Annotated in this window: 23 protein-coding genes; 12 read left to right on the forward strand and 11 right to left on the reverse strand. The window is 74.8% G+C overall.

Annotation, left to right across the window (positions count from 1 at the left end; all coding sequences use genetic code 11):
* Positions 1-66: 66 nt before the first annotated feature.
* Entirely contained in the window at positions 67-861 is a 795-nt protein-coding gene (locus ACA361_RS00575; RefSeq protein ID WP_375009733.1) for a hypothetical protein, read from the forward strand.
* A gap of 96 nt (positions 862-957) precedes the next feature.
* Here ACA361_RS00575 and ACA361_RS00580 read toward each other — a convergent pair whose 3' ends face one another.
* Positions 958-2,637, reverse strand: a complete 1,680-nt coding sequence (locus ACA361_RS00580; RefSeq protein ID WP_375009734.1) for a carotenoid oxygenase family protein — start codon at positions 2,635-2,637, stop codon at positions 958-960.
* Between the two features lie 86 nt (positions 2,638-2,723).
* Between ACA361_RS00580 and ACA361_RS00585 the strand changes: the two genes are divergently transcribed.
* Both ACA361_RS00585 and ACA361_RS00590 read left to right on the forward strand, forming a co-directional pair.
* Positions 2,724-4,379 (forward strand): acetolactate synthase, encoded by a 1,656-nt coding sequence (locus tag ACA361_RS00585; protein WP_375009735.1) that lies wholly within the window; start codon positions 2,724-2,726, stop codon positions 4,377-4,379.
* Positions 4,372-4,890 (forward strand): GNAT family N-acetyltransferase, encoded by a 519-nt coding sequence (locus ACA361_RS00590; protein ID WP_375009736.1) that lies wholly within the window; start codon positions 4,372-4,374, stop codon positions 4,888-4,890. Before ACA361_RS00585 ends, ACA361_RS00590 begins: the two co-directional genes overlap by 8 nt.
* Here ACA361_RS00590 and ACA361_RS00595 read toward each other — a convergent pair.
* The 7 genes from ACA361_RS00595 to ACA361_RS00625 form a co-directional block, all read right to left on the reverse strand.
* Positions 4,877-5,089: a hypothetical protein gene (locus ACA361_RS00595; protein WP_375009737.1), complete on the reverse strand. Its 213-nt coding sequence runs from the start codon at positions 5,087-5,089 to the stop codon at positions 4,877-4,879. The two genes, ACA361_RS00590 and ACA361_RS00595, sit on opposite strands and share 14 nt — an antisense overlap.
* Before the next feature lie 23 nt (positions 5,090-5,112).
* Positions 5,113-6,456, reverse strand: a complete 1,344-nt coding sequence (locus ACA361_RS00600; RefSeq protein WP_375009738.1) for an acetyl/propionyl/methylcrotonyl-CoA carboxylase subunit alpha — start codon at positions 6,454-6,456, stop codon at positions 5,113-5,115.
* A 66-nt stretch (positions 6,457-6,522) separates the two neighbouring features.
* Positions 6,523-7,842, reverse strand: coding sequence for an HD-GYP domain-containing protein (locus ACA361_RS00605; RefSeq protein ID WP_375009740.1), 1,320 nt, complete (start codon positions 7,840-7,842; stop codon positions 6,523-6,525).
* 11 nt (positions 7,843-7,853) lie between these two features.
* Positions 7,854-9,227, reverse strand: coding sequence for an HD-GYP domain-containing protein (locus ACA361_RS00610; RefSeq protein ID WP_375009741.1), 1,374 nt, complete (start codon positions 9,225-9,227; stop codon positions 7,854-7,856).
* 157 nt (positions 9,228-9,384) lie between these two features.
* Positions 9,385-10,305, reverse strand: coding sequence for an NAD-dependent epimerase/dehydratase family protein (locus ACA361_RS00615; protein WP_375009742.1), 921 nt, complete (start codon positions 10,303-10,305; stop codon positions 9,385-9,387).
* 50 nt (positions 10,306-10,355) lie between these two features.
* Positions 10,356-10,664 (reverse strand): mycothiol system anti-sigma-R factor, encoded by a 309-nt coding sequence (gene rsrA / locus ACA361_RS00620; protein WP_375009743.1) that lies wholly within the window; start codon positions 10,662-10,664, stop codon positions 10,356-10,358.
* A gap of 3 nt (positions 10,665-10,667) precedes the next feature.
* Positions 10,668-11,273, reverse strand: coding sequence for a sigma-70 family RNA polymerase sigma factor (locus ACA361_RS00625; protein ID WP_366622898.1), 606 nt, complete (start codon positions 11,271-11,273; stop codon positions 10,668-10,670).
* A gap of 428 nt (positions 11,274-11,701) precedes the next feature.
* On the opposite strand from ACA361_RS00625, the gene ACA361_RS00630 reads away from it, so the two are divergent.
* Positions 11,702-12,529 (forward strand): methyltransferase domain-containing protein, encoded by an 828-nt coding sequence (locus ACA361_RS00630; RefSeq protein ID WP_375009744.1) that lies wholly within the window; start codon positions 11,702-11,704, stop codon positions 12,527-12,529.
* Positions 12,530-12,603: 74 nt separating this feature from the next.
* On the opposite strand, the gene ACA361_RS00635 is transcribed toward ACA361_RS00630, so the two are convergent.
* Entirely contained in the window at positions 12,604-12,936 is a 333-nt protein-coding gene (locus tag ACA361_RS00635) for a TraR/DksA family transcriptional regulator (RefSeq protein WP_375009745.1), read from the reverse strand.
* Positions 12,937-13,004: 68 nt separating this feature from the next.
* Positions 13,005-13,847, reverse strand: a complete 843-nt coding sequence (locus ACA361_RS00640; protein ID WP_375009746.1) for an SOS response-associated peptidase — start codon at positions 13,845-13,847, stop codon at positions 13,005-13,007.
* Positions 13,848-13,969: 122 nt separating this feature from the next.
* Here ACA361_RS00640 and ACA361_RS00645 point away from each other — a divergent pair, with 122 nt between their 5' ends.
* From ACA361_RS00645 to ACA361_RS00680, 8 genes are all read left to right on the forward strand, one after another.
* Complete coding sequence (locus tag ACA361_RS00645) at positions 13,970-14,761, forward strand: DoxX family protein (RefSeq protein WP_375009748.1); 792 nt, start codon at positions 13,970-13,972, stop codon at positions 14,759-14,761.
* A 159-nt stretch (positions 14,762-14,920) separates the two neighbouring features.
* Entirely contained in the window at positions 14,921-15,502 is a 582-nt protein-coding gene (locus ACA361_RS00650; protein WP_375009749.1) for a sigma-70 family RNA polymerase sigma factor, read from the forward strand.
* On the forward strand, positions 15,499-16,236 hold the full coding sequence (locus ACA361_RS00655) for an anti-sigma factor family protein (protein WP_375009750.1): 738 nt from the start codon (positions 15,499-15,501) through the stop codon (positions 16,234-16,236). The genes ACA361_RS00650 and ACA361_RS00655 overlap by 4 nt, the downstream gene beginning before the upstream one ends.
* Before the next feature lie 235 nt (positions 16,237-16,471).
* Positions 16,472-17,887, forward strand: a complete 1,416-nt coding sequence (locus ACA361_RS00660; protein ID WP_375009751.1) for a CHRD domain-containing protein — start codon at positions 16,472-16,474, stop codon at positions 17,885-17,887.
* Positions 17,888-17,992: 105 nt separating this feature from the next.
* Positions 17,993-19,267: a 3-phosphoshikimate 1-carboxyvinyltransferase gene (aroA, locus tag ACA361_RS00665; protein WP_375009752.1), complete on the forward strand. Its 1,275-nt coding sequence runs from the start codon at positions 17,993-17,995 to the stop codon at positions 19,265-19,267.
* Positions 19,268-19,270: 3 nt separating this feature from the next.
* Positions 19,271-20,281: a ribosome small subunit-dependent GTPase A gene (gene rsgA, locus ACA361_RS00670; RefSeq protein WP_375010869.1), complete on the forward strand. Its 1,011-nt coding sequence runs from the start codon at positions 19,271-19,273 to the stop codon at positions 20,279-20,281.
* 26 nt (positions 20,282-20,307) lie between these two features.
* On the forward strand, positions 20,308-20,487 hold the full coding sequence (locus tag ACA361_RS00675) for a hypothetical protein (RefSeq protein ID WP_375009753.1): 180 nt from the start codon (positions 20,308-20,310) through the stop codon (positions 20,485-20,487).
* 90 nt (positions 20,488-20,577) lie between these two features.
* Positions 20,578-22,086 carry an FAD-binding oxidoreductase gene (locus ACA361_RS00680; protein WP_375009754.1) on the forward strand — a complete coding sequence of 503 codons (1,509 nt, stop codon included), beginning with the start codon at positions 20,578-20,580 and terminating at the stop codon, positions 22,084-22,086.
* On the opposite strand, the gene ACA361_RS00685 is transcribed toward ACA361_RS00680, so the two are convergent.
* Positions 22,073-22,900, reverse strand: coding sequence for a hypothetical protein (locus ACA361_RS00685; RefSeq protein ID WP_375009755.1), 828 nt, complete (start codon positions 22,898-22,900; stop codon positions 22,073-22,075). The two genes, ACA361_RS00680 and ACA361_RS00685, sit on opposite strands and share 14 nt — an antisense overlap.
* Positions 22,901-22,906: the final 6 nt, after the last annotated feature.

Here is a 22,906-nt window from a genome sequence, read left to right on the forward strand (position 1 = left end):
CGGGAACCGGTCAAGGGCGCGTGGCGTCCAAGCCGCATGGCCCGTCCATCCGTACGCTTCGCAAGCGTGGTGAATCGGGGGGCCGCCGTGGCGCTCGCCGGGGCGGTGGCCCTGGTCGCGTGCGGCGGCGGGCAGGAGTCCGCGCGGTCGGAGCCGCCGTCGCCGCGCTCCGACCCGGCGCGGCAGGAGCCGGCGCGGGACGGGACGCTCGCTCTGCGGTGGCGGATGACGGGCGGGATCGCCGGGCTGGGCGGGCCGGGGACCGTACCGGAGTTCTCGCTGTACGAGGACGGCCGCACGATCGTCCGCGAGGAGCGCACCGGCCAGCTGCGGGAGTACCGGCTGCATCCGGCGGCGGCGCGGAAGCTGCTGCTCGAAGCGCGCGCGGCGGGGCTGGACAGGTCGCGGACGTACGGGTCCGAGGCGCAGATCGCGGACGCGATGGTCCTGGTGATCACGATGGGCGGGGCGCGGACGCGGGTCGTCCAGCCGGAGGCCCAGCACGTCCCGGCGGTGGCCTTCTGGAAGCGGCTGGACCCGAAGGGCTGGCCGCGGGCCGAACAGCAGGCGCCGCCGGGAGAGTACAGGTCCGCGCGGGTCGCGGCGCTCGCGGGCGAGAGCCCGCCGTCGAACGGCCAGGCCGTCTCGGACTGGCCGATCGACCGCCCGCTCGGCGCGGGCGAGCGGGCCGCCGGTGCCCTCTGCACGGTCTATTCCGGCGACGACCGCGACACGGCGGTGAAGCACGTCGCCACGGCGAGCGGCGATCACCGCTGGCGCAGCGCCGGCAAGGTCTACTCCGTCCGCCTGCGCCCGCTGCTCCCGGAGGAGAAGACCTGCGAGGACATGGCGCGAAGCTGACCCGCCGCCCGCTCACCGCCCGACGCGCCGACTCGTGGCGTGTCCGCCCGTCCGGCCCGGCTCAGCGGCGAGACTCGCCACGAGTCGACGGGCGGGTCAGGTCGGCGTGGTCAGGTCGGCGGCGACCTCCCGGGCGGTCGCGGCCAGGTCGGGGGGCAGCTGGTCCAGGCGGTCGTCGAGGTCGTCGGCGAAGCTCAGGCGGTCGAGTCCGGGCGGCGCCGGCACGGCGGCCGGCATCCAGGCGGAGTGGATCAGGAAGGGCAGCGTCGTGCCGCGCGGGGGCGCGAGTACGGCGACGGGACCGCGGGACACGTCGGCCGCGTCGAACAGTTCCACCCGGAAGCGGTCGTCGTTGTGGACGGCGACGACGAGGTAGCCGTCGTGCCCGCCGGGGTCGGTGCCCGCGTACCGCGTGCGGCCCGCGCCGCCGGGCGAGCGGGGCGCGAACGACGGCGAGGTCGGGTAGTCGTCGAGCGCGAACGTCCACTCGGCGAGCGGCTTGAGGTCGTCGCGGTCGTGGGTGACCAGGACGGCGGGCGTCTCCTCGCGCGGGAAGAGGGCGGGGTCGACGCGGCCGGCGTAGTTGACGAGGGCGCGCCGGTTGACGGCCTCGGGGTGGAAGCCGATGTAGACCAGGTGGTGCCGGGTGGGGGCGGTCTGGCCCTCCAGGCTCCAGTCGATCGCCGACAGCTCGGCCTGCCACCAGCGTTCCGGGTCGTACGCGCGGGCGCGCTCGGTGACCCGCCCGGTCGCGGGATCGAAGCGCAGCAGGGTGGTGAGGGCGGGGCTCATGCCGTGGCAGTACATCCCGCGCAGGGCGGGGTCGACGGGCCGGCCGTACGCGTCGGTGTCGTCCTCCCGCAGGTACATGCCGATGTCGACGCCCGGGGTGTGCTCCATGACGACGTCGATGCCGGCGGAGTCGTCGTAGCGGGCGTAGAAGTGGTTGACCTCGGGCGCGATCCGGAACTCGGCGCAGCCGACGGTGTCGCGGGCGGGGTCGAGGTCGTCCTTGCGGACCAGCAGGACGGGCCCGTCGGGGTTGTTGGCGACGGTGCGCTCGGCGCCGAGGACCTCCGCCGGGTCGATCTTGTACGCGGTGTCGGCGAGCACCAGCCAGTCGCGGGTCTGGGTGATGGTGTGGGTGGCCTGCGGGAGCGTCGCGCCCTCGACGAGCCAGCGCCGGACGCGGCGGCCGGTGCCGTCATGACGGATCACCGAGACGGCCCCGGTCATGACGTCGCGGCTGACCGTCCAGAGGCAGCCGCGCTCGGGGTCGATCACCGGGTGCGCGGACGACGAGATCAGCGGCAGCACGGCCTGGTCGATCGACGGCTTCCAGTCGTCGCGGTGGCCGACCTCGGCGACGAACGCGAGCGTGACCGGGTCGACCTCGACGGGACGGCCCGCGTCCCAGGTGGCGAAGAGCCGGTCGCCCCAGGGCAGCGGCGCGGTGTTGGCGCAGTTCACGAACCCCCACGGCGAGCCGGTCCCGACCGGACCGGCCGTGAAGAGGTCGGGACGCTTGCGGCGCAGCCGCACGGACGGGGTGTCGATGACGCGGGCGCGCCAGGGGAAGCGCCCGGCGGCGTCGGGCCGCAGCTCCAGCCGCGCCATGATCCCGTCGCCGAAGAACGCGTGCAGGGGGTGGGTGCGCTGGTCCGAGGTGCTGACGACGAAATGGCCGGCGATGTCCGCGGGCCAGGTTCCGGCGACGAGCTCGAAGTCGTGGTCGGTGACGTCGGCCTTGGTGAGGATCGAGCGGGGAACCGGCATGCGACCAATCAAGTGGGTCCCACGGGCGTCGTCAAGACCCTAACGACTATGGGATTCGGGGTGGTTCTTGGTGTTACGTTGCGTTCATGGAGCCTCGGCACGGCGGTGACGCCGTCATCTCGGTGGTACGGCGGCACGGCGTGGACACGATGTTCACGCTGTCCGGAGGGCACGTCTTCCCCATCTACGACGGAGCGGTGCGCGACGGCGCGTCGCGCGAGGAGCCGCGGCCGCGCATCCTGGACGTGCGGCACGAGCAGACGGCCGTGTTCGCCGCCGAGGCGACCGCGCGGCTGACCCGCGAGCCCGGCCTGGCGGTGCTGACCGCCGGCCCCGGCATCACCAACGGGGTCAGCGGCATCGCCACCGCCCACTTCAACGGCTCCCCCGTGGTCGTGCTCGGCGGGCGCGCGCCGCAGGGCCGCTGGGGCACCGGCGCCCTCCAGGAGCTCGACCACCCCCCGCTGGTCGCGCCGATCACCAAGCTCGCCGCGACGGCCGCCGGCCCGGAGACGATCGCGGCCGACGTCGAGCGGGCCTTCCGTACCGCCGTCGAACCGCACCGCGGGCCGGTCTTCCTCGACTTCGCCATGGACCACCTGTTCGGCCCCGTACCGGACGACGCCGCGCCCGGGACCGCGCCCGCCGCACGGCCGGCCCCCGACACCGACGCCCTCGAACGCGTCGCGGCGCTGATCGCCGGGGCCCGGCGGCCGCTGCTGGTGATCGGCTCGGACGTGTGGATGGACCGCGCCGAGGACGCCGCCCGCGCGTTCGCCGAAGAGCTGCGGCTCCCGGTCGTCGCCAACGGCCAGGGCCGCGGGATCCTGCCCCGCGGCCACGACCTGCTCGTCACCCGCGCCCGCGGCCGCGCGTTCACCACCGCCGACCTGGTGATCGTCGCGGGGACGCCGCTGGACTTCCGGCTCGGGTACGGCACGTTCGGCGGCGGCGCGGCGAAGGTCGTCCACCTGGCCGACGCGCCGTCCCAGCTGGCCTCGCACGTGGCCACCGAAGGAGCCGCGGCGGGCGACCTGTCGCTCGTCTTCGGCGGGCTGGCCGAGGCGTGCGCCAAGGCCGGCGCCGATCCGGCCTCGTACGCGGACTGGACGAGCGGCCTGCGCGACGCGGCCCGCGCGGCGGCCGCCGGCGACGCCGGCCTGCTGGAGTCCGCCGCCGACCCGATCCACCCGCTGCGGGTGTACGGCGAGCTGGCCCGGGTCCTCGACGACGACGCCGTGGTGATCGGCGACGGCGGCGACTTCGTCTCGTACGCCGGCAAGTACGTCGAGCCGAAGCGCCCCGGCGGCTGGCTGGACCCCGGCCCGTACGGCTGCCTCGGCACCGGCCCCGGCTACGCGGCGGCGGCGCGGCTGGCCCGCCCGGACGCGCAGATCGCGCTGATGCTCGGCGACGGCGCGGCCGGGTTCTCGCTGATGGACGTCGACACGCTCGTCCGGCACGGGCTGCCCGTGGTGATGATCGTCGGGAACAACGGGGCCTGGGGCCTGGAGAAGCACCCGATGCGCGCGCTGTACGGCTACGACGTCGCCGCCGACCTCCAGCCGGAGTGCCGGTACGACGAGGTCGTCCGCGCCCTGGGCGGCGCCGGCGAGCTGGTCACCCGGCCGGACGAGATCGGCCCGGCGCTGCGCCGCGCGTTCGACTCGGGCGTCCCGTACATGGTCAACGTCGCCACCGACCCCGAGGTCTCCTACCCGCGGAGCACGACCGGTGCCTGAGTCCTCCGTCCGGGCCGCGGCGACCGTCCGCCCCGCCCGTCCCGACGAGTACGCGCTGATCGGCGAGCTGACCGTGGAGGTGTACGTGCACGGCGGTCTCGTCCCGCCGGGATCGTCGTACGTGCGCACCCTCGCCGACGCCGCCGACCGCGCCGCCAACGCCGAGCTGCTGGTCGCCGAGAGCGGCGGCGAGATCGCCGGCGCCGTCGCCTACTGCCCGCCGGGCAGCCCGTACCGGGAGCTGGCCGGGCCCGGCGAGGGCGAGTTCCGCATGCTGGCCGTCCGGGAACGGGCGCGCGGCGGCGGGACGGGCCGGGCGCTCGTCCAGGCGTGCCTCGACCGGGCCCGCGCGGCCGGGCTCGCCGGGATGCGCATGTCGACGCAGCCCAACATGCGGGCGGCCCAGCGCATGTACGAGCGGATGGGCTTCGTCCGCACCCCGGACCGGGACTTCTCCCCGATCCCGGGGCTGACGCTGATGACGTACGCGATGGCGTTCAGGCCGAGCTGAGCGTCCCGTGCTCGCTGCAGCGGGCGCTCCAGCCGGCCGGCGTCACCTGGACGACCATCCGGCGCCGGCAGCGCCCGCAGTAGCGCGGCGGCTCCATCAGCCGCGCGCCGCGGCACGCCTCGTGGTCGCCGATACCGGCGGGCTCGCCGCAGCGGTCGCAGTAGCTCTGGCGGTCACCGTCGGAGTCGCTGTCGTTCACGGCCGGAAGCGTACTCCCCCGCGTCAGCGGCCGGCCCCGCGCATGCGGGGCAGCAGGCCGGTGTCGTACGCGCCGGCCACGAACTCCGGCGCGTCCAGCACCTCGGCGAGGAGCGGCAGGTTCGTCGGCAGGCCCTCGATCCGGAACGCGGCGACGGCGGCGCGGACCCGCGCGAGCGCGGCGGCCCGGTCGTCGCCGTGCACGCACAGCTTGGCGAGCAGGGGGTCGTAGAACCGGGTGACGGTGTCGCCCTCGGCGTACCCGGCGTCGATCCGGATCCCGGTGCCGACCGGCTCCTCCCAGATCTTGATCTCGCCGGCGGCGGGCACGGAGCGGGCCGCGTCCTCTGCGTACACCCGCAGCTGGATCGCGTGCCCGCGGGGCGGCCCCGGAGTGAACGACACCGGCTCGTACGACGCGATCCGCAGCTGCTGCTCGACCAGGTCGACCCCGGTGACCAGCTCGGTGACCGGATGCTCCGTCTGGAGCCGGGTGTCCATCTCCAGGAAGAAGAACTCCCCCGTCGCCGGGTCGACCAGGAACTCGACCGTGCCGGCGCCGCGGTAGCCGACGACCTGCCCCGCCCGCACGGCCGCCGCCAGGATCCGCTCGCGCAGCCCGGGGGTGAGGCCGGGCGACGGGGACTCCTCGATCACCTTCTGGTTGCGGCGCTGCACCGAGCAGTCCCGCTCGCCCAGCGCGAGGACGGTGCCGTCCGCCAGGCCGAGGATCTGCACCCCGAGGTGCCGCGCGTTCTCGACGTAGCGCTCCAGCAGGATGCCGTCGCCGCCGGTGTGCCCGTCGGCGGCCCTGCGGATGCTCTCGTACGCCTCGCGCAGCGCGGCCGCGTCGTACACCGCGGCCAGGCCGATGCCGCGGCCGCCGGTGGCCGCCTTGACCATGACCGGGTAGCCGATCCGCTCGGCCTCCGCCGCGGCCGCGGCGGCGTCCGGGACGGGCGCCGAGACGCCGGGCGCGACCGGGATCCCGGCCTCCTTCATCACGTTGCGCGCGTTGATCTTGTCGCGCATCCGGGCGATCGCCGCCGGCGGCGGGCCGATCCAGCCCAGCCCGGCGTCCTCGACGGCGCGGGCGAACGCGGCGTTCTCGGCGAGGAACCCGTACCCGGGATGGACGGCGCGGGCCCTGGTCCGCCGGGCCGCCTCCATGATCCGGGGGACGTCGAGGTAGCTCTGCGCGGCCGGGCCGGGCCCGATGAGGATCGCCTCGTCGGCCTCGGCGACGAACGGCAGCTCCGCGTCCGCCTCGGAGTACACCGCGATCGCCTTGAGGCCCAGACCGCGCACGGTTCCGATGATCCGGCTGGCGATCTCGCCGCGGTTCGCCACGAGCACGGACTCGTACACCTGGGTCCACTCCTCTGTTGTTCTCTGCGTCCCGGCCCACGGCGGGAGTTCGCGATGGATCCTAGGCTAGCCGCGGGGACGGCGGTCGACGACGCGGCTGAGCGCCTCGACGACGGCGGGGTCGTACTCGGCGGCCGAGTCCAGCCGCAGCCGCTCCAGCACGGCGGCGCCGCGGTCGCGGTCGGCGGAGTCGCCGACCAGGTCGTCGTAGGCGTTGGCGACCTTGATGATCCGGCTGGCCAGCGGCGGCCCGGACGCGGCGCCCGCGCGGGCGCCGCCGCCCGCGCGGTACGGGTGCGACGACAGCTGGACGATCGCGGCGACCCGGTCCAGCACCCCCGTCTCCTTGATCACCTCGGCGCCCAGCTCGGCGATCCGGCGCTGCTCGGCGGGCGAGGCCAGCACGGTCGCGCCGCCCGGTATGGGGTCGCCGAGGGAGAGCTGGCCGATGTCGTGCATCAGCGCCGCGTACTCCAGCTCCAGCAGTTCCTCCTCGGACATGCCGAGCTCGCGGCCCATCGACACCGCCAGCGCCGCCACCCGCCGCGAGTGGCCGGTCTCCACGTACCCGCCGACCTCGGTGACCCGCGACAGCGCCCGCACGGTCTGCAGGTAGGTGGCGCGTATGCCGGCGTAGCGGCGGAACGCGAACTGCGTGACCAGGATCGGCGCGGTGAACACCAGCAGCGCCGCCGGGCCCATCACGGTGGTGGCGACCGCGATCAGCATCGCGGTGGCGCTGGTGGCCGCGCACAGCGCCAGCTTGGCGCGGATCTCGTCGCGCACCACGATCCCGAACCGGGCCCGGACGGCCTCCGCCCGGATCAGCGCGGCGATCAGCACGTCGCACAGGCAGGACAGCACGACGGCCACGCCCATCATGGCCAGCAGCACCTGCCAGTCCAGCCGCAGCTCCAGCAGCGGCCGGAAGCACAGCGCGACGGTCGCGACCGTGAACAGCCGGCGCGACATCGCGTCCAGCCGGGCCGGGCGGCCCACCGCCACGTGCGGCAGCGAGCCGATCAGCATGCCGGCCGCGGTCACCGCCACCACCTGGAGCGGCGAGTGGGCGGCCGGGACGACGCCGAGCAGGGCGTCCGGCGGCGCCCCCTCGGGCCCGATGCCGACCAGCAGGGCGTAGCCGATACCGGCCGCGCCGGCGATCGGCGCGACCTCCCGGTTGCCGGGCATGACCATCCGGAACAGCTCGCCGAGCGCGATCAGCACTCCGAACACGATCGCGACCTCGGGCTGGGCCAGCCCGACCGCGGCCACCTGGGTGACCGCGACCAGCGCGAACAGGCCGGCGGTGGCGATCAGGAGCAGCTGGCCCGAGTCGATGGTCTGCCAGGCGGCCCGCTCCCGGGTGCGCATCTGGGTGCTCATCGGATCCTTTTCTAGCGGCGGATGCCGTCGCCGGTCTCGGGGACGCCCTCCCCGGCGACCCGGATCGGGGCGCTCGGGTCGTCGTGGTCCTGCTGGGTGGTCTCGGCGATGTCGTCCTCGGGCAGGACGACCGGTTCGGGCGGCTCCCAGCCGTCGCGTTCCAGCGCGCTCAGGAACGCCTCCACCATGTCGGGGTCGAAGTGGTCGCCGGCGCAGCGGCGCAGCTCCTCGACCGCCTCCTCGACGGTACGGGCGGCGCGGTAGGAGCGGGTGGAGGTCATGCAGTCGAACGCGTCCGCGATCGAGATGGCCCGCGCGAACTCGGGGATCTCGTCGCCGGCCAGGCCCATCGGGTAGCCGCGGCCGTTCATCTTCTCGTGGTGGTGCATGATCCCGGCGAGCGCCTCGTCCAGGAACCCGATCTCCCGGACGATCTCCAGCCCGCGCATCGGATGCAGCTGGATGGCCGCGAACTCCTCCTCGGTCAGCGAGCCGGACTTCTGCAGCACCTTGGTCGGGACGCCGAGCTTGCCGACGTCGTGCAGCATCCCGGCGTACCGGATCGCCTCGACCCGGTCGGGCCGCATCCCGACCTCCTTGGCGATCATCACCGAGCCGCGGGACACCCGTTCGGAATGGCCGCGGGTGTAGTAGTCCTTGGTCTCGACCGCCTGGCACAGCGCGGCGAGCGTCGCGGCGTGCGCCTGCTGCTGCGCGCGGGTCTGCTCCAGCGCCCAGCGCGCGATGAACAGCGGCAGCAGCACCAGCACCGCCGCGAACGGCCCGATGCCGACCCGCGACCACAGGCCCGCGATCAGCAGGCCGAACATGCCGTACCCCAGGCAGCCGAACGCCAGCGCGCCGCTGGCGCCCAGCAGCTCGCGCCCGGTCGCCTGCCTGCTCAGCAGCAGGATGCCCGCCACCAGCAGCATGTTGACCAGCACGAACGTCACCAGCGCCGCGACGAACGGCCCGATGACGTGCTCGACCCACTGGGCCTGGCCGGGCTCGAAGCGCTGCCCGCCGAGCGCGCCGAAGACGACGCCGGACGCGTACCCGCACAGGGCGAACTGGGCACCGTTGAAGATCCGCTTGACCGGTGCGAACAGCCGCTGCCCGGTGACGATCGCGCAGACGCCGAGCAGCGCGGCGCCCGCCGGACCCAGCAGCACCACCGAGGCCAGGCTCGCGGCGAAGCTCAGCGAGACGCGGGCGCGCTCCACGTTGAGGAGGGCCGGGGCGGAGTCGCAGATGAGGAAGAGCACCGCGAGCACGGCCAGCGCCCGCCAGTCGAGCCCGTCGTACGACGCCGTCGCGATGAGCCCGGCCGCCAGCGCCACCACGCCGCAGACGTACGCCCACGCGGCGGGAGGTAGTCCACGCATGCCGCCCCCTCGGGAGTCGACGTCTCCCTGCCGTGCGCCGGGATCCACTGACGGATCCCCGCACGTGCCCCCGTCCCTGATTTCGGCCCAAGCCTAACGCGGGAGGCGCAGGTCACACAGGCAAGCGGAAAATCGCGCGCAAAGCGTGAAGCAATCGTCACCGGACGGCGCGGGAGCGCGCCCAGGCGACGGTTTCGGCGAGGCCCTCGCGGAGCGCGACGCGGGGCGTCCAGCCCAGCTCGGCGCGGGTCGCCTCGGGGTCGACGGCCATCGCGGGCAGGTCGCCGAGGCGCGGCGGCGCGAACTCCGGCTCGTCGGGCGCCCCGGCCGCGGCCGCGACCAGCGAGTGCAGCTCGCGGTCGGTGGTCTGGAGCCCGGTGCCGACGTTGAAGCGCCCGCCGCCGCCCCGGTCGCCGGCGGCGCGGGCGAAGGCGTCCACGACGTCCAGGACGTAGACGTAGTCGCGGGTCTGCCCGCCGTCCCCGAACACCCGGGTGGGACGGCCGGCGAGCAGCGCGTCGGTGAAGATCGAGATGACCCCGGCCTCGCCCTCGGGGGTCTGCCGCGGGCCGTACACGTTGGCCAGCGTGAGGGTGGTGAAGTCCAGGCCGTGCAGGGCCTTGTACATGCGCGCGTACACCTCGCCCGTGACCTTGGACGCGGCGTACGGCGAGGCGGGCCGCAGCTCGGCCGAGGCGGGGACGGGCAGCGCGTCCGGCACCCCGTACACGGCGCAGCTGGAGGTGAAGACGACCTTGCGGGCGCCGGCGGCGCGGGCGGCCTCCAGCACGTTCGCGGTGCCGACGACGTTGGTCCGGGCGTCGGCCAGCGGGTCGGCCACGCTGGCGCGGACGCTCACCTGCGCGGCAAGATGGCAGACCACCTCGGGCGGCCGGGCGGCGATCCGCCCGGCCAGCGCCGGGTCGGCGACGTCCATCCGCCACAGCTCGATGTCGTCGCGGACGTTGGCGCCGGACGACAGGTCGTCCACGCCGACGACCTCATGGCCGTCGGCGAGCAGCCGGTCGACGAGATGGGAGCCGATGAACCCGGCCGCGCCGGTGACGAGTACGCGCACCCCAGCACGATACCGAGGCGCGGCCCCGCGGTCCGGTCAGGCGGCGCCGGTCAGGCGCCGGGTTTGGCCGGCTGCGACGGCCCGGCGCCCTCCGCGCCGCGGATCTCGCCGCAGATCTGCTCGATCTTGCCCAGCACCTTGGCGCGCAGGTCCTCGGGGGCGGGCTCGCACCCGCAGGACTTGCCGACGAGCTTCTTGACGGCCTCTTCCAGGCCGTACTCGCGCAGGCACGGGCCGCACTCGTCGAGGTGCTCCTTCACCTCCCCGCAGCCGCCCTGGTCGAGCTCGCCGTCCAGGTACGTGTAGACGCGGGCCAGCACTTCGTCGCACGGCGTCTCATGGTGGTTGCCACAGCTCATGGCTCACTCACCCTTCCCGCTCGCCCGGGTCAGGCCGCGATCCCGGGCGTAGTCCTCCAGCATGCCGCGCAGCTGCCGCCGACCGCGGTGCAGGCGCGACATCACGGTTCCGATCGGGGTGCCCATGATCTCGGCGATCTCCTTGTACGCGAAGCCTTCGACGTCCGCGAGGTAGACCGCGATCCGGAACTCCTCCGGCAGGTCCTGCAGGGCCCGCTTCACGTCGGAGTCGGGCAGGTGCTCCAGCGCCTCGGCCTCGGCCGACTTCAGGCCGCTGGAGGTGTGCGACTCCGCCCGCGCGAGCTGCCAGTCCTCGATCTCCTCGGTGTGAGCCTGCTGGGGCTGGCGCTGCTTCTTGCGGTAGGAGTTGATGAAGGTGTTGGTCAGGATCCGGTAGAGCCACGCCTTGAGGTTCGTGCCCTCCTTGAACTGGTGGAAGGACGCGAACGCCTTGGCGAACGTCTCCTGTACGAGATCCTCGGCGTCCGCCGGGTTGCGCGTCATGCGCAGCGCGGCCGAATACAGCTGGTCCAAGAACGGGAGCACGTCGCGCTGGAACCGCTCCTGGCGCTGCTCCACGGTCTCCGTGGTGCCCGGTACCTGACCCACCCCCTCCGCTGTGGTGACGCCGGTGGCGTCGTACCTCACAGACGATAGCGGTCCACGCTGCCTCGCCACGCCGCCGGGGCCTGGCACGCCGCCCAGGGGCGACGCCGCCGCGGCCTCTCCCGGGCGCTCGGCAAGGGCTGTGGTCATGGGGCGCACCTCCGCTGAAACTAATCGTTGCCATCCCCTGCGCCGCGCGTGCCGGGCCGGAATCCGGTCACCCCGTTACCGTGTCGTTCGGCGCGCGGCGCATGGGCGTTATGAGACGGTGCAACGCCGGTACGGCCCGGTCGATTCCCGATTCCGGGTAGGCGTAAGGGCATGCGGAAAGGAGGCGGACGCCATCCCGAGTTGTACGGAGGGTGATGTCCGGTCTCCGAGGGGGAAGAAGTGACATACACGGCGAGAACAGGAGCAAACCGTTGCTACCGGTGCCGGCGCGACCTCCCGAGCCCTCCGTCGCCTCACTGCGGGACTCCCCGGGCGATCCGGCGGGCGACGGCGAGTCGCTCGCGCTCTACTGGCGGTTCTACTGGGCCGTCGCCGAGGCGCAGCTCGCGCGCTGGCTCCCCCGGCGCCCCTCCCGGATCCTGGACCTGGCCGGCGGCACGGCCGGCAGCGGCGCCCAGGCCGCCGCGGCCGGGCACCGGGTGATCGAGGTCCACGACCCCCACCTGAACCCCCATCCGGACCCGGGCCCGGCCGATCCCGGCAGCCCGGCCGGTGCGAGGGGTCCGGCCGGGCCGGCACGGCGGGTGATCGCCGACTCCGGCGCGCTGCGCTTCCTCGCCGACGGCTGCCTGGACGCCGTGATCGCCGAGAACCGGGTGCTGTCGCGGCACCTGGTCACCGAGGCGGCCGTCGCCGAGATCGCCCGGGTGCTGCGGCCGGGCGGCCGGGTGCTGCTCTCGGTGGACTCGCTGACCCTGGGCATGGCCCTGCTCGCCGAGCAGAAGCGCTGGGCGCACCTGTCGGACGTCCCCAGCGCCGAGGTCGTGCTGGTCCCGTGGCCGGACGGCACCATGACCCGGTGCTTCCTGGCCGACCAGCTGCGCGAGCTGCTCACCGACGCCGGCCTGGAGGTGGAGTGGATCAGGCCGCGCACGGTGCTGTCGCCCTCGACGGTCGAGCACGTGCTGGCCGCCTCGCCGCGCGCCCTGCCCCGCCTGGTCCGCACGGAGCTGAACGCCCCGCTGAACGACGACTCCCTGGGCGTCCACCTGCTGGCGAGCGCCCGCCGCCCCGACCCGCCGGGTTGACTCGTGGCGTGTCCGCCTCTTCGCGCGGCCGCCGGAGGGAGACACGCCACGAGTCGACGTCGCGCGGGGGCGGGTCAGCGCATGGCGCGGTCGTGCTTGGTCTGGCAGGCGACGCAGCGGGCCGCGTCGGGGCGGACCTCCAGCCGGCCCTCGGGCACCTGCTTCCCGCAGCCCAGGCACTGCCCGTACGTTCCGGCGACGACCCGTTCCAGCGCCGCGTGCACCGCCATCCGGTGGCGTTCCATCGACTCGAGCGCGGCTTCGACGCGGTCGCTGTCGGAGAGACCGGACCCGGCGTCGGCGGCCGGGATCTCGCGCTCGGGGTGCTCGCCCTTGAGGACCGCGATCGAACGGTCCAGATCGGCGAGCATCGCCTCCAGTCGGCTGCGGGCGGTGGCGGTGTCCACGGTGCCGGAACTCCTCCCGGTACGCCCCGGACCCGGGGCTCGCCTCCGACCGCCGACTGCGCCGGCGGTCAGAACAAGGTGTCGGATTGTTTGCCAGAACTATCCCCACCCGACAGGGGTTTTATGAGCTCTGGACCGTTGTTTCTTACGTTGTTGACCGCTTTTGACACGGGTTGCGCCGTCATGGTGCCGCTCATCGCGGGCACCAGCAGGCCTCGGACCCGCTCGGTGTCGGTCAGGTCCGGATCCAGCCAGGCGTCCCACCGCTCCCGCTCCACGACCATCGGCATCCGGTCGTGGATGCGGCCCAGGTCGTCCGGCGCGTCGGTGGTGATGACCGTGCAGGTCCAGATCCACTCCCCGGCCGACTCATGCCCCTCCGGCGCCTTCCACAGCTCGTAGAGCCCGGCCATCGCCATCACGGCACCGTCGTTCGGCCGGATGAAGAAGGGCTGCTTCTGCGGCTTCCTCTTGCCCTTCTTCTGCTCCGCGGCCGGGTCGGCGGGCTCGTCCCCCTGCTCCTGGACCGCGTACCACTCGAAGTAGCCGTCGGCCGGCAGCAGGCAGCGGCGCCGGGCGAAGGCGCGCTTGTACGACGCCTTCTCGTGCACCGTCTCCATCCGGGCGTTGATCATCCGGCTGCCGATGGAGAGGTCCTTGGCCCACGACGGCACCAGGCCCCAGCGCAGCGTGCGCAGCTGCCGCACCGCCGCGGCCTCCTCCTCCGCCGCGTCCTTGGCGTCCTTTGCGTCCTTGCCGGACTTGGGCGCCCTGGTCAGGATCGCCGGCACCTGCTTGGTCGGTGCGACGTTGTAGTCGGGCTGCAGATCATCCTCGGTGGCGTCGAGCTGCACCTGGAACTCGTCGAGCAGTTCCTGGCGCGCCCGGGCCGTGGCATATCGACCGCACATGGATACATCCTGCCCCGTGCGTACGACACGTCCGGCGGACCGGCGTGACAGGGTCCGCTTCCGGCCCCCGGCGGGCGCGCGGGGCGTGCTTGACCCCGTACGCGGTGGGCATGTAGCGGTGCATGCGACCCATCACGACCCTGGCCCGCCCGCTCGTGGCGGCGCCGTACATCATGACCGGGCTGGAGACGCTCCGCGACCCCCGCCCGCGCGCCGAGCAGGTGGCGCCCACCGTCAAGCCGATCGCCGACCGGCTGGAGTGGCTGCCGACGAAGGACCCCGAGACCCTCGTCCGCGCCCAGGGCGCCCTCAGCCTGGGCACCGGCGTGCTGCTGCTCACCGGCCGGTTCCGCCGGCTGACCGCCTTCCTGATGGCGGCCCAGCTGGTGCCCACCCTGGCGACCGAGCACCGCTACTGGACCGAGGACGACCCCGAGCGGCGCGGCAGCGAGCGCTCCCACCTGCTGAAGAACGCGGGGCTGTTCGGCGCGCTGCTCATGGTCGCCACCGAGCCGCGCCGCTCCCCCAAGGTGGCCGAGCTGCGGCGGCAGGCCCGCGAGGCGCGGCTCCAGGCGGGCGCCGAGACCAAGGTGCTGCGCCGGGAGACCGCCGCGGAGATCAGGAACGCCCGCCGGGAGATGGCCCGGCAGGTCCGCGAGGCCCGCGCGCAGGCCAGGCGCCGGCCGCGGGGCCGGGGCGGGCCGCGCGCGGCGTCCGCCACGTCCGCCGCGTCCGCGCGGGCGTCCAAGGCCGCCGCCAAGGGCTCCCGGCTGGCGGCGAAGGGCTCCAAGGCCGCGGCCAAGGGCTCCCGGGCGGCCGGTGCGAAGACCGCCACGTTCGGCCGGGCCGCGGGGGCCCGGGCGGCGAGCGCGCGGAAGGCCGGCGCGAAGCGGCTCAAGGCCGCGCGGCGCTGACCGGCCGCCGCCGCCGGGCGCCGCGTTCCCGAAGAGAACCTTAAGAAAGGCTCAAAGGCGTTGAACCCGGGGGTCGATCGGGCCCGTACTGCCTGCTGACCGTCCTTCCAGGGCTCCCCCGGCAGTACGGGAACCCCCGACCCACGGAGACGCCCGGCCATGGCAGCACCAGGAACGGCCGGCCCCGCGACCGGCGGGCTGCGGAGACTCGTCCGCCGCCCGCGGCCCGCGCCGGCCGACGACGAACGTCTCGTCGCCGAGCTGTACCGCGAGTACCACCGCCCGCTGCTGTCCTTCGTCCTGCGCCTGACGGCCGGGGACCGGCAGTGGGCGGAGGACGTCGTCCAGGAGACGATGATCCGGGCCTGGCGGAGCGCGGACCGGCTGGACTCCCGGTCGGCGTCGCTGATGCCGTGGCTCGCCACCGTGGCGCGCCGTATCGTGATCGACAACCGGCGGCACCGGGAGGTGCGGCCGCCCGAGGTGGGCGATGGGGCGCTGGAGAACCTGCCGATGGCGGACGAGATGGACGGCCTCCTGCGCAAGGTCGTGGTCGCCGACGCGCTGCGCGCGCTGTCGGCGCCGCACCGCGAGGTGCTCACCGAGACGGTGCTGCGCGACCGCACCGTCAACCAGGCGGCCGAGGTCCTCGGAATTCCGGTGGGAACGGTCAAGTCCCGCGTCTATTACGCGCTGCGCGCGCTGCGTGTCGCATTGGAAGAGAGAGGGGTGACGGCATGACCCCCGAGGTCGAGCACACCGATGTCGGCGCCTACGCCCTGGGCCTGCTGGAAGAGGACGACCGGAGGGCCTTCGAGGCGCATCTTCTCCACTGCGGTTCCTGCGCGGCCGAATTCAGGGAATTGTCCGGGACGGCCACGGCCCTGACGGAGATCCGGGATTTTCGTGACGCGGTCGAGGAAACGGGCCCGGGCCCTGAGCCGGAGCCTCCGGCGGAGCCGCCGAAGGGGGTGGCCGACCTGCTCCGCGAGCGGCAGCGGCGGGCGCGCCGCGCCCGCCGCGGCACGGCCGTGATCGGGACGGCCGCCGCGGCGGTGCTGCTGGCGACGGGCGTCACGGTCGGCGCCGCGGTCACCGACGACGGCTCGCGGGCGCCCGGCCACGACCACGGCCCGGCCCGCGCCCTGGTGATCTGGGGCGAGCGGAGGACCGCCCAGGACACGAGCACCGGAGCGTCCGGCGTGGTGGGCCTGGAGAGCAAGGGCTGGGGCACGCACGTGGGGCTGGAGCTGCGCGGCGTGCGCGGCCCGCTGAAGTGCCGGCTGGAAGCGGTGTCCGCCACCGGTGAACGGTCCGTCGTCACCGGCTGGGCGGTCCCGCCCAAGGGCTACGGCGTCCCCGGCTCGGAGGCGCCGCTGGTGACCCACGGCGGCACCGCGATCCCGCGCGAGCGCATCGACCGCTTCGAGGTGGTGAAGGAGGGCGGCGGCAAGCTGCTGACCATTCCGGTCTGACCTTTCCGGCCGCCCGACCCGCTCGACGGCGGCCGCCGCCCGGCCCGGTGATCACCCCACCGGGCCGGGCGCTTTCTTGCGCCCCGAAATATTGATAGGCCGACCATGTCAATCACATCGAAAAACAAATCCGAAACCTTTTGAACCCATGCCCGAGGCGGCCGCGTGCGAATGGGTGAAGGGCTGCGGGGCCCTTCCTCAATCAGGAACCCGGAATAACCGCAAGGGGCCACTCATGTCCGTTCGCAGATTCGTGCTGCCCGGAATCGCCGTCGCGGCGCTCGTCGCCACCGGCGCCGGTGTCGCCGCCACGACCGTCTCCGAGTACACCGGCGCGTTCGCCGGCACCGAGTCCCCCACCGGACCGCACGCCCACGGCGCCCCCGCGCTCCCCGCCGGCGACGAGCCCGGCAAGGGCGACATCACGTACCTGGCCGCGAGCCTCCTGGGCCGCAACGAGGTCCCGGCCGCCGGCGGCAAGGCCACCGGGGACCAGGACGGCCGCGCCCAGGCACTGGTCCGGATCCAGGGCGACCGGCTCTGGTACGCGGTCCGCTGGCAGGACGTCGCCGCCCCCACCGCGGGCCACATCCACCTGGGGTCCGCCGGCGTCAACGGCGCGATCAAGGTCCCGTTCTTCGCGGGCACGCTCCCGGACGCCTCCCGGGCCGTCGCGGGCTCCGTCCGCGTCACCGACCGCACGGCCCTCGCCCAGCTGAAGAAGAACCCGGTCGACTTCTACGCCGGCCTCCACACCGGCGAGTTCCCCGGCGGCGCCGTGCGCGGCCAGTTCCAGAAGCTGAACCGCCCCGCCGACCTCAACGGGATCATGAACGGCGCGGCGTCCCCCACCCTCCAGTCGCTCTCTGACGGCGCCCAGGAGGTCCCGAACAAGGAGGGCAAGGCCACCGGCGACCCCGACGGCCGCGCCACCGCGTTCGCCCGCAGCCACGACGCGATGGTCTCGTGGAGCTTCACCTGGACGGGCATCGGCGCGCCCACGACCGGCCACGTCCACCGCGGGCCCGAGGGCGCCAACGGCCCCATCGCCGCCGACCTGTTCAGCGCTCCGGGCGGCCTGCCCGCCGGCGTCACCGGCCTGGCCGGCATGACCCAGGTCGGCCCGGCCGCCGCGCGGCGCATCATGGCCGACCCGGCCGGCCACTACACCAACCTGCACACGGCCGAGTTCCCCGGCGGCGCCGTGCGCGGCCGGCTCGGCCCCGTCACCGGCACCCAGCCCAAGGCGTTCGCCAAGCCCGTCCTGCGCGGCGCGCAGATCTACCGCTGCGCTCCTCAGCCCGACGGCACCCACGCGTTCACCCAGGACGGCGTGACCGCCGTCCTCGGCGACGGCATCGCCCACTCCTTCGTCAAGCCCGGCCCGGCCAGCCCGCCGCAGTGGATCGCCCCCGACCGCAGCGCCGTCACCGGCAAGGCCGTCACCAAGTCGTTCAACGGCGACGGGAACATCCCCGAGCTCGTCCTCGACGCCACGCGGACCGGGGCGAAGCGCGGCCTCCTGTCCGGCACCAGCCAGATCCTCCGCCTGAACACCATCGGCGGCGTCGCCCCGTCCGGCGCCTGCGACCCGGCCGCCCGGCCGACCGCCCGCGTCCCGTACCGCGCCGACTACCTCTTCATGGACTGAACTTCATGGACTGAACCGGGCAGCCCCCGAACGCGCCCGCCGTACGAATCCCCCCGTACGGCGGGCGCCTCCGTAGGTGTTGCCGGGAAGCAATAAACTCCTCCCATGTCCTCGTCTCACTGGGTCGCTCCGGTCGCCGACGCGCCGGTCGACGCCACCGTCCCGCTGCCCGGGTCCAAGTCGATGACCAACCGGGCGCTGATCCTGGCCGCGCTCGCCGAGGGGCCCGGGACGGTCGTGCGGCCGCTGCGCAGCCGGGACACGCTGCTCATGGCGGACGCGCTGCGCGGGCTCGGGGTCGGGATCGTGGAGGAGGACGACCGCTGGCGGGTGAGCCCGAACGAGCTCGCCGGGCCCGCCCAGGTGGACGTCGGGCTGGCCGGGACGGTGATGCGGTTCCTGCCGCCCGTCGCGGCGCTGGCGCGCGGGCCGGTGGACGTGGACGGCGATCCGCGGTCGCGGGAGCGGCCGATGGGACCGATCCTCGCGGCGCTGCGGGCGCTCGGCGCGGAGATCGACGACGGCGGCCGGGACGCGATGCCGTTCACCGTCCGCGGTACGGGCGCGGTGGCCGGGGGCGCGGTGACGATCGACGCGTCCGGGTCGTCGCAGCTGGTGTCGGGGCTGCTGCTGGCGGCGCCGCGGTTCGCCAAGGGCGTGGAGGTGCGGCACGAGGGGCCGCCGGTGCCGTCGGCGCCGCACCTGGAGATGACCGTGCGGATGCTGCGCGAGGCCGGCGCCGCGGTCGAGACGGGCGAGGACGTGTGGCGCGTCGCCCCGGGGGCGATCCTGGGGCGCGAGTGGGTGATCGAGCCCGACCTGTCCAACGCCGCGCAGTTCCTCGGGGCGGCGCTGGTGACGGGCGGCCGGGTGACCGTGCCGGGGTGGCCGGACGGCACCGCGCAGCCCGGCGACGCGCTGCGGGGGCTGCTGGCGCGGATGGGCGCCGAGGTCGCGGCCGGGCCGGACGGCCTGACCGTGCGCGGTACGGGGACGTTCCACGGCGTCGACGCCGACCTGCACGAGGTCGGCGAGCTGACGCCGGTGCTGGCGGCGCTGGCCGCGCTGGCGGGCACGCCGTCCCGGCTGACCGGGATCGCGCACCTGCGGGGCCACGAGACCGACCGGCTGGCCGCGCTGGTCAGCGAGATCAACGGGCTGGGCGGGGACGTCCGGGAGCTGCCCGACGGGCTGGAGATCCGGCCGCGGCCGCTGCACGGGGGCGTGTTCCGCACGTACGACGACCACCGGATGGTGATGGCCGCGGCGGTGCTGGGCCTGGCCGTGCCGGGGGTCGAGGTGGAGAACGTCGCCACCGTGGGCAAGACGCTTCCGGGCTTCACGGAGCTGTGGGGCCGCATGCTGACCGGGAAGGGCTGACCACTGCCGCCACGCCGAGTTCGCGACTACGACGAGGACGACGTCAGGGTACGGCCCGGGCGCCGCGGTTCCCGGCCGCGCACGCGCCGCCGCCCGGCGCACGAGGACGCGGTCGGGGGCTTCGTCACGGCCGTGGACCGGGGCCGCTACCGCTGCCTGGTCGGGGAGGGCACGCCGGACGCGCGGATCGTGACGGCGATGCGCGCCCGCGAGCTGGGCCGCAAGGGCGTCGTGGTCGGCGACCGGGTGGCGCTCGTCGGGGACGTGTCCGGCAGGCCCGACACGCTCGCCCGGATCGTCCGGGTGGAGCCGCGCTCCTCCTCGCTGCGCCGCACGGCCGACGACAGCGACCCGTTCGAGCGGATCATCGTGGCGAACGCGGAGCAGCTCGTCATCGTGACCGCGCTCGCCGATCCCGAGCCGCGGCCCCGGATGATCGACCGCTGCCTGGTCGCGGCGTACGACGCGGGCATGGACCCGCTGCTCTGCCTGACCAAGGCCGACCTGGCGCCCGCGACCGAGCTGGTCGAGGCGTACGCGCCGCTGGGCGTCCCGTACGTGGTCACCCGGCGCGACGGCGACCGCGACGGCCTGCGCGAGCACCTGTCCGGCCGGACGAGCGTGCTGGTCGGCCACTCGGGCGTCGGCAAGTCGACGCTGGTGAACGGGCTCGTCCCGGCGGCCGAGCGGGCGGTCAGCCACGTCAACGCGGTGACCGGCCGCGGCCGGCACACCTCCTCGTCCGCGATCGCGCTGGAGCTGCCGGGCGGCGACGGCTGGATCATCGACACCCCGGGCGTGCGGAGCTTCGGCCTGGCGCACGTCCGGCCGGAGAACGTGATCGACGCGTTCGACGACCTCGCCGAGGGCGCCGCCGAGCGCTGCCCGCCGCACTGCGACCACCTCCAGGACACCTGCGGCCTGGACTCCTGGGTCGAGGACGGCCGTGCCAGCCGGGCCCGCCTCGACTCCCTCCGCCGCCTCCTCACCAGCCGCGAGGGCGACGCCGACTAGCCCCCGAATGGCTATCGTCCCGGGGTATGACCCCCCGAATGATCTCCTCCCGCTACGAACTGGTGGAGCTGCTCGGCCGCGGCGGGATGGGCGCCGCCTGGCGCGCCGTGGACCGGACGCTGGACCGGGAGGTCGCGGTCAAGGAGGTCGCGCCGGCTGATCTCGTTCGACGGCTCGCTCTACCTGCTCCTCATGATGGCGCGTGACGATCTGTGGGCGGGCGGCACCGGGACGTTCGACGCCTTCCTCGGGACGTTCCGGCCTTCCTGACGACCGGATTGTGATGGCATGTGCGGATGGAGCGACGCGCGTTCCTCGCAGCCATGGCGGGCACGGCCGCGGCCGGATGCGCCGGCGGGTCCGGCCCGCCGCCGGCCCGCCGGGAGACCCCGGCACCCCTGCGGCCCGCGGCCCGGCCGACCGGGCCGGCCGGCTGGAGGGCCCTGGAACGGGGCCTCGAAGGCCGGCTGATCAGGCCGGACGACGCGGACTACGACCGGGCGCGGCGGCTCTACATCCCGCGCCACGACCGCGTCAGGCCGGCGGGCGTCGCGTACTGCGAGAACGCCGCGGACGTGGCCGAGTGCCTGGCCTTCGCGACGCTCCAGCGGATGCCGGTGGCGGTGCGGAGCGGCGGCCACGGCTACGCGGGCTGGTCGACCGGGACGGGGCTGGTCGTCGACGTGTCGCCGATGGCCGGCGTCGAGGCGGCCGGCGGGCGCGCGGTGGTCGGGGCCGGGGCGCGGCTCATCGACCTGTACGCCGGTCTGGACGCGGCGGGCGCTGGCGTCCCGGCCGGGACGTGCCCGACCGTGGGGGTGGCCGGGCTGGTGCTGGGCGGCGGGCTCGGGGTGATGTCGCGGGCGCACGGGCTGACCTGCGACCTCCTGGAGGCGGTACGGGTCGTCACGCCCGACGGCCGGATCCGGGACTGCGACGCGCGGCGGGACCCGGAGCTGTTCTGGGCGTGCCGGGGCGGCGGGGGCGGCAACTTCGGGGTGGCGGTGGAGTTCACCTTCCGGACGTTCCGGACCGGTGACGTCACGACGTTCGCGCTGCGCTACCCCTGGTCCCGGGCCGCCGCGGCGATCGGCGGCTGGCAGCGCTGGGCGCCGTCGGCGCCGGACGGCGTCTGGACGAGCCTGCAGATCAACACCGAGCCGGCGGCGGGCGCCCCGACCGTGGACGTCACCGGCGTCGCGCCCGGCGACCACGATCTGGAGCCGCTGGTGGCGGCGATCGGGCACGACCCGTCCGGCGACGGCTCCCAGCGCCGCCCGTACCTGGAGGCGATGAAGTTCACCGGCGGGTGCGCCGGGCAGAGCACCGAGGAGTGCCACGCCCAGGGCGACCTGCCCGGGCAGCGGCCCGGCGGGCGCTTCCCGCGCACCGACTACTCCGGCAAGTCGCACGTCGCGTACCGGCCGCTCACCGCCGCCGGGATCGGCGCGCTGGTCACCCGCTTCACCGGCGGGAACGGCGTCGCCGGGCGCTCGGTCCTCATGGACGCCATGGGCGGGGCGATCGGCCGCCTGGAGGCGGGCGCCACCGCGTTCCCGCACCGGCGGGCGCTGTTCTGCGTCCAGTACCTCGCGAACGGCGGCGACCTCGGCTGGCTGCGCGGCACGCACCGCGCCATGGAGCCCCACCTCGGCGGCGCCGCGTACGTCAACTACATCGACCCCGACCTCAAGGACTGGGGCCGCGCCTACTACGGCGCCAACCTCGGCCGGCTCGCGAAGGCCAAGGCCGCCTACGACCCGGGGTCGCTGCTGCGCTTCCCGCAGGGCGTCACCCGCTCGTGAGCTCCTCCAGCAGGCTCCGCGCCCGGGACTCGGCCTCGTCCAGCGCCCGCACGTGCGCCGGGGCCAGCTCCTCCACGCACCCCGTCATCGCCCCGGTCACCTGGCTGAACGCCGCCTCCTCCGCGCCGCGCAGCGCGGCCCGCACGGTGGCGGCGCGGGTGCCCAGCGCGGACCACTCCAGCTCCAGCCGGGCCACCGCCTCGTCGAACGCCCGCGCGACCTCCGCGCCCTCCTCGGCCAGCCCGCCGGGCACCGGCCCGCGGCCCGCCCGCCGGGCCCGCGCGGACAGCGCCGAGATCCGCCCGGCCAGCGCGAGCCCCTCGCGGGCCAGCGGCAGCACGTCGTGGATCAGGTCGGTGACCGCCTTGGCCAGCTCCTCGACCCGGCCGAGCAGCCGCTGCGCGGCCTCGTCCAGCCCGTCCGACGTCGCGTCCGCCACCCGCGCCGCCGCCTCCCGCTCCCACCGCGCCACCAGCGGGACGATCTCGCCGTCGAGCCGGTCCCGCTCGGCCGCGGGCAGCCGCTCGTCCCACTCGGCGCGGATGCGGTCGAGCCGCTCCCGCCCGGAGGCGGCGATCTCGCGGGCGACCTCGTCCAGCGCCTCGTTGGAGCGGGCCTTGAGCCGCTCGACCCGGTCGTGGAGCGCCTCCCGCTTGAACGGCTCGTTCAGGTCGTTGAGCAGCCCCTGCAGCCGCCGCGACACGTCGATGGCGTGGTCGGCGAGGGGGACGAGGCGGTCGGCGAGCTCGTCGAGCGTCCGCGCGCGGCGGGGGTCGGTCAGCTCGGCCACCCACCGGGGAAGGTCGTGCGCCATGCCATC

Origin of the sequence: Actinomadura sp. 21ATH (assembly GCF_041951345.1) — a bacterium.
In the GTDB taxonomy this organism is placed as follows: Bacteria; Actinomycetota; Actinomycetes; order Streptosporangiales; family Streptosporangiaceae; genus Spirillospora.

What these genes read in the sequence shown, in the direction of transcription:
- ACA361_RS00650 (WP_375009749.1), top strand. Translation starts at nt 14,921, where the DNA reads ATGGCAGCACCAGGAACGGCCGGCCCCGCGACCGGCGGGCTGCGGAGA.
- rsrA (WP_375009743.1), bottom strand. Translation starts at nt 10,664, where the DNA reads ATGAGCTGTGGCAACCACCATGAGACGCCGTGCGACGAAGTGCTGGCC.
- ACA361_RS00585 (WP_375009735.1), top strand. Translation starts at nt 2,724, where the DNA reads ATGGAGCCTCGGCACGGCGGTGACGCCGTCATCTCGGTGGTACGGCGG.
- ACA361_RS00610 (WP_375009741.1), bottom strand. Translation starts at nt 9,227, where the DNA reads ATGCGTGGACTACCTCCCGCCGCGTGGGCGTACGTCTGCGGCGTGGTG.
- ACA361_RS00580 (WP_375009734.1), bottom strand. Translation starts at nt 2,637, where the DNA reads ATGCCGGTTCCCCGCTCGATCCTCACCAAGGCCGACGTCACCGACCAC.
- ACA361_RS00675 (WP_375009753.1), top strand. Translation starts at nt 20,308, where the DNA reads ATGACCCCCCGAATGATCTCCTCCCGCTACGAACTGGTGGAGCTGCTC.
- ACA361_RS00645 (WP_375009748.1), top strand. Translation starts at nt 13,970, where the DNA reads ATGCGACCCATCACGACCCTGGCCCGCCCGCTCGTGGCGGCGCCGTAC.
- ACA361_RS00685 (WP_375009755.1), bottom strand. Translation starts at nt 22,900, where the DNA reads ATGGCGCACGACCTTCCCCGGTGGGTGGCCGAGCTGACCGACCCCCGC.
- ACA361_RS00640 (WP_375009746.1), bottom strand. Translation starts at nt 13,847, where the DNA reads ATGTGCGGTCGATATGCCACGGCCCGGGCGCGCCAGGAACTGCTCGAC.
- aroA (WP_375009752.1), top strand. Translation starts at nt 17,993, where the DNA reads ATGTCCTCGTCTCACTGGGTCGCTCCGGTCGCCGACGCGCCGGTCGAC.
- ACA361_RS00660 (WP_375009751.1), top strand. Translation starts at nt 16,472, where the DNA reads ATGTCCGTTCGCAGATTCGTGCTGCCCGGAATCGCCGTCGCGGCGCTC.
- ACA361_RS00680 (WP_375009754.1), top strand. Translation starts at nt 20,578, where the DNA reads ATGGAGCGACGCGCGTTCCTCGCAGCCATGGCGGGCACGGCCGCGGCC.
- ACA361_RS00605 (WP_375009740.1), bottom strand. Translation starts at nt 7,842, where the DNA reads ATGAGCACCCAGATGCGCACCCGGGAGCGGGCCGCCTGGCAGACCATC.
- ACA361_RS00655 (WP_375009750.1), top strand. Translation starts at nt 15,499, where the DNA reads ATGACCCCCGAGGTCGAGCACACCGATGTCGGCGCCTACGCCCTGGGC.